General features: G+C 65.0%; 4 protein-coding genes. All 4 read right to left on the bottom strand.

Features of this window, described 5'->3' with window-relative positions; genetic code table 11:
- Window positions 1–115: 115 nt before the first annotated feature.
- From tssM to tssH, 4 genes are read right to left on the bottom strand one after another with little or no spacing between them, the layout of a single operon-like run.
- Entirely contained in the window at window positions 116–3,760 is a 3,645-nt protein-coding gene (tssM, locus tag ACODSK_RS27260) for a type VI secretion system membrane subunit TssM (protein ID WP_489020460.1), read from the bottom strand.
- Between the two features lie 14 nt (window positions 3,761–3,774).
- On the bottom strand, window positions 3,775–5,208 hold the full coding sequence (tssA, locus tag ACODSK_RS27255) for a type VI secretion system protein TssA (RefSeq protein ID WP_489020458.1): 1,434 nt from the start codon (window positions 5,206–5,208) through the stop codon (window positions 3,775–3,777).
- Window positions 5,196–5,915, bottom strand: coding sequence for a type VI secretion system-associated protein VasI (gene vasI / locus ACODSK_RS27250; protein WP_489020456.1), 720 nt, complete (start codon window positions 5,913–5,915; stop codon window positions 5,196–5,198). The genes tssA and vasI overlap by 13 nt, the downstream gene beginning before the upstream one ends.
- Window positions 5,916–5,929: 14 nt before the next feature.
- Window positions 5,930–8,497, bottom strand: a complete 2,568-nt coding sequence (gene tssH, locus ACODSK_RS27245; protein WP_489020454.1) for a type VI secretion system ATPase TssH — start codon at window positions 8,495–8,497, stop codon at window positions 5,930–5,932.
- Between the last annotated feature and the right edge of the window lie 177 nt (window positions 8,498–8,674).

Raw genomic sequence — 8,674 nt, 5'->3', positions numbered from 1 at the left:
CCAGCGATGAGGCCGGCAAGAACAACACAGATCAGCAGGATTGATGTCGAGGCGGTTGGCCTCATCGTCGGCAAGCCAGCTTCCACAGGTCCCCGCCAAAGAATTACCAGACGGTTTAGAGCCCCTCCTGCAACAACCTCCGGGGCAAGGCAAAGCCCTTGAACAGCGGTTGGGTGAACGGGTTTTCGGCCTTTTCCGTGCTGATGCGGTAGCGCATGCCGCCGTCCGGTGCGGAGAAGCTGATATCCACGCTGGTGCTGGTGCTGCCGTTCAGGCGTGCCTGGCTGAGCAGCCGGTACAGCGACCAGGGCCCGCGATAGACCAGGCCGCTGCTGCTGCCGCCAGCGTTGACCAGGGTCATGCGGCTTTCGTTGTTCGGCGCCAGGGTATTGGGCCAGATCAGCGCCGTGCTGGTGCTGGGGCCATGGTTGTAGCTGACCAGTTGCCCTTCGACGCTTAGCGAGCTGCTGCGCTTGGTGGGCGCCAGACCCAGCGGCTCGATGTAGAACTGCACGCCGAGCAGGCCACGGGCGTTGAAGAAGGCATCGCGGATACGCTCGGCAGACGCCAGTCGGGCCTGCACGTCGGCGCTGACCAGATAACCGCCCAGCCGCTCCGAGTACAGCGCTTCGAGGTTTTCTTCGAGGAACAGGTTGAGGTACTGATCGCGGAATTTCTGCAGCCGGCCTTGCGGGCCGAAGAACGCGCTGAAGTCCTCCAGCGAAGCCTCCTGGCGGCTGGCCGGGTTGAACGGATAGCGATCGGCCAGGCGCTCGCGATAGAAGCGATGCACGTCCTTATCCCAGCGCCGTTCCAGCTCCCGCAGCGCCTCCACCAGAATCACCCGTGAAGACTCGTCGGCCAGCTTGGCCACCTGGCGATTCAGCGGTTCCGGCAGCCCGGCGGCGATCCTTTGCAGGTTGGCAATCGGGTCAGGGCCTTGCAGCGAGAAGCGCTCGACCACCATGGCCAGCGCCACCTTGCCGCGGTCGGGGCTGTCGTGCACGACGCGGACCTTGTCCTGCACGTTGGCGATGGCAAGCATGGTTTCTTCGAGGTACGGAGCCCGATCCTCCCTGCTGTCCAGCAACTGGTTCAGCGGGGCGAAGGCGCGGGCGATATCGGTGACGAGCGGCGTTCGGTCCTCGTCGTCGCTGCCTTTGGCTACCGCCTGCACCAGGCTGGCGGCCTGGTCGCTGGTCGCGTCACCGACGGGCGTCGGGCGCAGACCGAGTTCACTGTTGTCGCGGACCGTTTCGACCAGGCGCCGCAGGGGGGCCGCAGGCCCGGTCACGCTGCCGAGGATGTTGACCGCATCGGCGATATCGTTGAAGTCGCGCACCTCCAGATGGTTGAGGTTGCGCCGCCAGGTGTCGACATAGGCACGGCCGTAGATGGCGCGGATGCGTTCGGCCAGGACGGCTTTGTCGGCGTCCGAGTAGTCGACTTCGGTACGTTCTCCCAAGGCCCACTGGTCGATCATCGCCAGCTCGGTGAGATCCGCGCCGTGCCGGGCGAAATAGCTGCGGTAGCCCTTGGCGGTGAGCAGGGCATCGATACGACCGTTGGCCGAGGGCGGCGATTCTGTGGGCGCTTCAACCAGGCCGGGTTCGGGCTGGTAGACGATGTCGTATGCCGGGCCGATCTCGTTGCGCAGGTCCAGGGGCGAGCGCAGGGTTACCCCGGCCTCCTGGTTCATGGTCATGTACACCCGCTCCGGCAGAGGAATCTGACGCAGGTGCTGCTGCACGGTGACAACGCGCTGCTGATACTGCGGCAGACGGGTATCGACGTATTTCATGGCGTAGTCGAGGTGACGCATCAGCGCGCTCTGCACGCCATCCTGGCCGGGGAAGGCCGCCTGCCATTGCGCAGCCATCCAGTCTTCGACCACGGGCGGGCGACGGTTGGGGCGGTCCTCGATCATCCGGTACACGCGCAGGGCAGCCAACTGGGTGTCGCCACTGATGCCAGCGCCGTCCAGCGACTCCATGACGCCACTGGCCAGGGCGGGCAGGAAGCGCTGCGACAGCAGGGTCAGGTAGGCCTCGTCGACCTTGGGACCGATGGCGTGGCCCTGGTACAGGCCCATGTTGGCCAGCAGCGGCCAGGCATTGCGGTAGTTTCCGTAGACGGCGACGGCGTTGCTGATCTGGTCCAGGGGTGGCAGCAGGTTGCGGCCAGTAGGGTCCAGTTCGGTGTCGACGGCACTGGCGCTGAAGTCGCGGCTGCGTTCCAGCACGCTCAAGGCCTTGTCGAGGTTGATGCCGTAGTAGTGGTACCAGCCGCCGCTGATCATCAGGGTGCCCAGCGATGCGATGGCGAAGCGCAGGGCCATGGCGTGCTTCTTCTGCCTGATTACCCGCGGGTTGTCGCCGGCCAGATCGGATTCGGGGTAGATGACGCGCTGGAACAATCGCTGGGCGAAATAGACCAGCGCCTGTCCGCTGGGGAGCGCCCTGTTGTCCGGATCGCGCACTCCGTAGGCTCGTGCCGCGGAGGCGACGAACGTGTTGTTGAGCAGGCCCTGCTGATACACCGAGGAGAAGAACACCCCGCGCGGCAAGGCGGGTGTGGCGAAGCGATCACTGCTCAGCACATCGCCGAGGAAATCCACCAGAGTCGCACGCAGGCCGCTTAGCTGCCGCTCCAGCGAATGCAGGGATTCGCGCTGGTCCTGGCCGCGGCACTTCGCCAGGGTGTCGAGTATCCGATTGTTCAGGCGCTCGACGAAGGTGTCGTAGTGTTCGCCCAGTTCTTCCAGCCAGGCGTCGTAATCCCGTAGCGAATCGAGGGTAAAGGTAGGGCCGAGGATGTTTTCCCGTTCCGGCTTGGGCAAGCAGCCGAACAGGGTGTCGAAGCCGTCGAGCAGGTCGAACTTGCTCAGGACGACATACAGCGGTGGTCGCGTACCCAGCTCGCGGCTGAGTTCGATCAGCCGCGAGCGCAGGATGGTGGCGAGTTTCTTGCGCTCATTGGTGGGCTGGTTGAGCAGGGTCACCAGGTCGACGACCAGGACCACACCGTTCAGTGGCCGGCGGCTGCGGTTTTGCCCCAGCCAGCTGACAAAACCATGCCACAGGCGTGCATGCAGCTCCTGCGGCAGCCCGGCCAGGGGGCCTTGAGCCTTGGCAGGCGAGTCTTGCCCGACGTTGGTGGCCACCCGGAGCTGGCTGATGATCTCGCCGGGAGGGTCGATCAGCACCGCCTGGTCACCGATGTTCCAGTCGATGGAATACAGCCGGTCCGGATCTTCCTGCTGGCGCCAGCTGCCGGCCTTCATCTCGGCGGTCAGCGAGGAGCCTTGGCTGGTGCGGTTGACGAAACTGGTCTTGCCGGCGTTTTCCTGTCCCAGCACCAGGTACCACGGCATCTGGTACTGGGCATTGCGTCCCTTGAGGTTGGCCTGGAGCAGGGCGAGGTTGCGATCGAGGTCGCGTTCCTGGGCCTCGACGAAGCGCAGGCAGGTATCGGTCTGGCGTACCTCCTCGTGCTTGCGCTCCGCTTCCAGGCGACGGTTGCGTCGTTGCAGACGAACGACCCAACCCAGCAGGGGCATCACCAGCAGCATCACCGTGGCCAGAACCCGTGCGCTGACGCTGCCCAGCGGTTGGTAGCCGAGCAGCGTCCAGCGTGGGCCGAGCCACCAGATGACTGCCGCGCCGACCATCAGTGTCAGCAGCAGGAGCGGTATGCCGGGCTTGAGCCAGCGCAACAAGGGCCGGCCATATCGTTGCAAGTTGGACCAGAGGTTCCCCATGGCAGTGTTCACTGTTAATCCTTGTGTGCTTCGCCAGCCGGCGTGTGCCGTGCCAGCAATTGATAAAGCTCCGGCTCCCATGCGCGGGCGGAGGCGTTGTCCATGACGCTGTGCGCACGGGCATACAGGCCATCCGCCAGCCAGCTCAGGCCCCTGGAGGCGAGCAGTTCGGCAGCAATGGCCATGACGTGGCAGGCATGGCGCAGATCGGTCTTGCGTTGCTGGAGCGACTCCAGGCTGCGCAGCATTGGCTCGACTCCGGCAGCGTCGAGTTGCGCACTCAATTCGCCACGCAGGGCCGGATACTCCGGGCTGGAGCCGGTTGCGCCTTCCTGGGTGGCGCCACTGAGCCAGACCTGTACATCGCTATCGATGAAGGGCCGGCCATCGGCGAACTCCAGGGTGGTCAGGGCGGGCAGGCGGGTAACGAAACGCTCGGTCGCCTGGCGGATGGCCTCGGCGACCTTGGGCATTTCCAGCTTGCGGGCGACCCCTGCCGACAGAAAGCTGCCGCGCAGCCAATACGGTGAGGAGGTGACACTGCGTTCGATCCGTTGCAGCAGGGCAGGGTCGATGGCGTTGCTCATCAGGGCCTCGTCGTAGCGGTCGGCGACGTCCTGCGGCACGGCCATCAGTTCGGTCCGCCTGTCGTTGTGCATCGACGGCGCCTGGGTCAGGTGCGCCCACAGGGCGAACCGGCGCAGCAGGTAACCGGTCGGGTCGTACAGGTCCTGCTGGTTGATGATCTCTGCCGCCGAGAGCAGCGAGCGGCGATTTTCCCGTTCGTTGCCCGGGTTGATCTGGAGCGGCGTGAAGAAGGCATCCGTCAGCCCGTCGCTGCTGATGGCCAGGTCGATGGATTGCCCGTCCAGCTCCGGTGCCCGGTTGGACTCGGCCGACTGACGCAGCCTGCTTTCCAGGCGGCTCAGGGCTGCAACATCCAGCCTGGCCAGGGGCGCGCTCGCCTGAAGCTGGTCGAGTGCCTGCTGGCCGGCCTTGTGCAGTTCTTCCGAGTAGCCCTTGCGCTCCAGCCTGGGCAGTGCGTCGGCCAGGCGCTCCAGGTACTGGTCGACGAGACGGCGCTTGACCAGATACCCGGTGGCACCCGGCTTGGGATGGCCGGTTTCCCAGTACTTGTCGACCATGCCGGCCAGTACCCCGGCGGCCTCGCTCCAGCCACGCCAGCAGTGGCTGCGCAGGCGCCCGGTCATCAGGTGGCCGGCAATGCGGAAGTGCTTGCACTGGGTGCCCAGGTACTGCTGTGCGCCGTGGTCGACGAAGCTCCAGTCGATGGTGCGTTCCTGCAGGCCACCGAGCTTGACCATTTCATGGTCGATGCCCTGGAACAGTTCGTCTTCTTCATCGAAGGGGCCTGCCGGCAGGCCTGGATCCACGGGTTTCAGCAGGGTCTTGAGATCAAGTGGGGGAAGTTGCCTCACCAATGACATGCCTCCCGTTGCTTGGCGATCTGCTCACTCAATGCACGGGCATCGAACTGCAGCCCATCGAACGGGCTGTAGTCACTTTCGAGCGTCAGCAGCCGGGCTGGCCGGGTCAGGTGGCGTAGCTGCTCGATGGCCACCAGGCCGCGCCCTGCATCGCTGACCGTGCCGTCGTCCAGCACTTGCCAGGGGCGGGCGGAGGTCACCGGCTTGCCGTCCAGCACCAGGCGGACGCTGATGTAGTTGACGGGCAGGGGCTCGCTGCTGAGTAGCTGGAGCCGGGAAATATTGGACAGGCAACTGATTGCCAGGTGGGCGTGGGGCAGGGGGCCGGTCAGTGCTGGGGCGGAGATCACCACCCTGTCCTGGCCAACGGGCCGGTCGGCGCTGCGAGTGACCCTGGACAGGGTCTCGTCAGGGCGCCGGCCTGTCTCGTTGGCATTGACCAGTTCCTTGATGTAGGGCGCTTTGCGTTCCGGCTCGACGAGTTGCGGAACGACCGGCCGCTGCCTGGCGGGCGCCACCGGTGGGGTTCCGGCCACGCTGTCGAAGCAGGCCAGGCGTTCGACCGCGGAGGTGATCCGGGTGCAGTCCCCGGGGGCGCTGGTAGTCGCTTCGCCGCTGTTGCAGCCCGCCAGGAGCACGGCAGCCAGCAGCGTCAGTTGCAGGCGCGGGCGACGCCTTTTGGTGTCGGTGGCGATCATGGGTTTCATCTTGTCCTTCATGATCAGCCCAGCGTTGCGATGAATGTGCTGTTGTCCCAGGCCAGCTCTGCGGACTGGATCCTTTCCCCGCGGGAAAGTCGTTGCAGGACGGCCAGTGACAGGGGCGGCAGCAACTCGCCATCGATACTCGCATCGAGCATCCGCGCGCCGTTGCGATGCCGTGTGCAGCGGGCCCGCAGTTCATCCCGCGCGCTCTCGTCGATCACCAGGCTGGCTTCGTAGCGTTGCAGGAGCTGTTGCTGCAGGCGCTGCAGGCGGCTGTCGATGATCTCGCCAAGCACCTCGGCGTCCAGGTAGCGATAGGGAACGATCTGCATCCGCGCCAGCAGCGCAGGCTTGAAGAAGCGCATCAGTTTTTGCCGGAGCACCTCGCCGTCCAGATCATCCAGCGGGCTGCCGTCCTGGTCGAAGCCCAGGTTGGAGGTCAGGAAGAACAGCACGTTGCGGCAGTCGATGCGCCGGCCTTCGCCGTCGTTCAGTTCGCCTTTGTCGAAGGCCTGGTAGAACAGGTCGAGCACTTCCGGATGGGCTTTTTCCACCTCGTCGAGCAGGACCACCGAATAGGGTTGCCGGCGAATGGCTTCGGTGAGCACGCCGCCTTCGCCATAGCCGACGTAACCCGGGGGTGCGCCCAGCAGTCGCGATACGGTGAACTTCTCCTGGTACTCGGACATGTTGATGGTAGTCAGGAACTGCTCGCCACCGAACAGCGCATCCGCCACTGCCAGGGCCGTTTCCGTCTTGCCGACGCCGCTGGGGCCCACCAGCAGGAATGCGCCCATTGGCTTGCCGGGGCGGCGCAGGTCGGCGAGCGCCGTGAGCAGGTGCCGGTGCACGACCTCCAGCGCCGCGTCCTGGCCCTTGATCCGTTCACGCAGGTTCGCGGGCAGTCTGTCCAGACGCGCCATCTGGTCACTGCTGATGGTGGTGGCGGGGATGCCCGTCCAGTCGGCGATCACCTGGGCCACCTGCTCGGCACCGACATCGGCGTGCAGCAGGGCTTCCTTGCGCTGCATCTGGTTCAACTGCGCGACCTTGTCGGCCAGCATCGGCGCAGCATCGCCGTCGAGATTGTCTGCGCGCAAGGCCACGATTTCGTTCACCAGCACCTTCTGCTGCCGCCAGTCCTGGCGCAGATCCTCGATGTCGTGCTGCACAGTGCGGCGGGCCGTGGTCAGGGCTTCCAGACGGTTTTTCGCGATCGTGCGCCCAGCCTGGCCGTCCCGCACCAGCTGGTTGTATTCGCTGTCGATCTGATGGAGCTGGTTTTCCAGGGCATTGAGGCGTCGGGGTGGCTCGACCAGGGCGGATGCCACTCGCGCGCACGCCGTGTCGAGTACATCGATGGCCTTGTCCGGCAACTGCCTGCCGCTGAGGTAGCGGTTCGACAGCGCGGCGGCGGCGTGCAGCGCGTCATCACCGATGAACACCTGGTGCGCCGCTTCGTAGACCGGACGCAAGCCGCGCAGGATGTGCACGGCCTGCTCGGCTGAAGGCTCTTCCAGCCTGACCAGCTGGAAACGGCGGGCGAGGGCCGGATCCTTCTCGAAGTAGCGCTTGTATTCCGACCAGGTCGTCGCGGCGATGGTGCGCAGCTCGCCGCGGGCCAGTGCCGGCTTGAGCAGATTGGCCGCGTCGCTGCCGCCGGCGGTGTTGCCGGCGCCGATCAGGGTATGGGCCTCGTCGATGAACAGGATGATCGGCCAGGCCGAGCCCCGGACCTCGTCGATCACGGCCTTCAGGCGCTTTTCGAACTCGCCCTTGACCGACGCTCCGGCTTGCAGGGCGCCAAGGTCCAGGCCCCAGAGTTCGACCCGGTGCAGCGACTCGGGTACCCGGCCTTGCACGATGCGCTGCGCCAGGCCCTCGACCACGGCGCTCTTGCCGACGCCGGCATCGCCCACCACGATCGGGTTGTTTTTGCGCCGGCGGGAAAGGATGTCGACCATCAGGTCTATCTCCGCGTCGCGGCACAGCACCGGGTCAACCTCTCCGTCCCGTGCCTGGGCGGTGAAGTTGTGACCGAACCGGGCCAGGGCACTGTCCTCGCCTGGCATGCCGTTCGACGCATCCGCGGCACCGTTGCGCTCCGGGGCTTCGGCAGACGCCGACAGGCGCTCGCTAAATTGTTTGCGCAATGTTTCGCGATTGATCCCATCGAGCAACCGGATGGCGGCCAGGGGCAGGTAGCGGGCCGGGCTGAGCAAGGTCGCGAGGAACACCGCGCCGCTGCGGATGTGGGTTTGCCCCAGCTCTACCGAGCTGAGCAGCCAGGCGTCCTGCAAGGCGTCGGCGAGCAGCGGTGAAAAGGACGGGTACTGGCCGTGTCGCGCATCATGGTCACTGACATCGCTGGAGAGGGTATGGCGCAACGCGTCGACATCCAGCCCCGCGTCCGCGAGGGCGACACGCACGTCGCAAGCCGGTTGGCCGAGGAAGGCCGTCAACAAATGAGCGACGGTCACTTCCGCGCCACGCTGGACGATGCACAGGTTTCCTGCTTCCTCCAGGGCCAGTCGGCAACAGGGTCCGAGACGTTCTATTAGCGTAGCCAGATCAACCGTGATCATTTATTGAAAATCGCCTTTGATAAGAGGGAGGGTTTTCCTTGTTGCGTGCCTGTTCATCAAATAAAGTTTCAATATGTTGCTAGTTACATATTGTTTCTTTTGTAAGTTCTCGAAAAATCGACGGCACGCTGTAGTGCGGAAAGAAAGCATTAAAGTTGATTTCCCGTATATAGGAAT

The organism is Pseudomonas sp. FG98 (assembly GCF_057808595.1).
Note: the sequence above shows the minus strand (reverse complement) of the source record. Positions and strands in the feature narration are given on the sequence as shown.